Source organism: Komagataeibacter melaceti (genome assembly GCF_003403295.1).
In the GTDB taxonomy this organism is placed as follows: domain Bacteria; phylum Pseudomonadota; class Alphaproteobacteria; order Acetobacterales; family Acetobacteraceae; genus Komagataeibacter; species Komagataeibacter melaceti.
This window is the reverse complement of sequence record NZ_QUWV01000012.1, coordinates 1-567: the sequence shown is the minus strand read 5'-3', so window position 1 is coordinate 567 and position 567 is coordinate 1. Positions and strand designations below refer to the sequence as shown.

General features: G+C 62.6%; 2 protein-coding genes. Both read left to right on the top strand.

Annotation, left to right across the window (positions count from 1 at the left end):
• On the top strand, positions 1 to 258 hold a 258-nt coding region (locus tag DY926_RS17660), incomplete at its 5' end, for a hypothetical protein (protein WP_206609036.1).
• Between the two features lie 2 nt (positions 259 to 260).
• Positions 261 to 443 (top strand): hypothetical protein, encoded by a 183-nt coding sequence (locus DY926_RS01335; protein ID WP_116701738.1) that lies wholly within the window; start codon positions 261 to 263, stop codon positions 441 to 443.
• Positions 444 to 567 lie beyond the last annotated feature (124 nt).

Below are 567 nucleotides of genomic sequence, written 5' to 3'. Positions count from 1 at the left end.
CGTGTCCGGTCGCAGGATACCGCCATCCCGTTCCGTAAACTTCCCCTTCGTGAGCACTTCCGGTTCGCTGCGCCAATGTCGAGCGAGACCTACCGCAAGGAGGCGCCTCGCCACTATTCCATCACGGGCCATGACGTCCGCTACCGGATATCTCCGGACGCACTGGTTGTTCCCGTGCCCGATGAGGACGACGCACAGGCGCTCTCGCCGCGCGTCCCCGGCCGTCCCCGCAAACAGATCGCAAAGCAGGGGGCATGAGCATGAAGCCGACCCGATACCATCAGATCCTGCGCGATGTCGCCGAAGCCGTGGGCCTTGTGCTTGGCACGCTGAGCCTTGCGCTCGTCATGTGGGTTCTGTGCGCCGGACCCCATTTCCTCGCCGGAATCCTCGAAAACGGACCCGTCATGGCATCCCACCACTATGTTGTGGCAGCGCACTGACCATCCAGCGCGAAAGGTACATCCCATGTTCAGACAATATCATGCCGGGCGCTGGTTTGCGCCCGGCGACAACCCGTTACGGGTGGGGCCGGTTGCAGTCGGAAGCATTTATCAGCTCCCGACA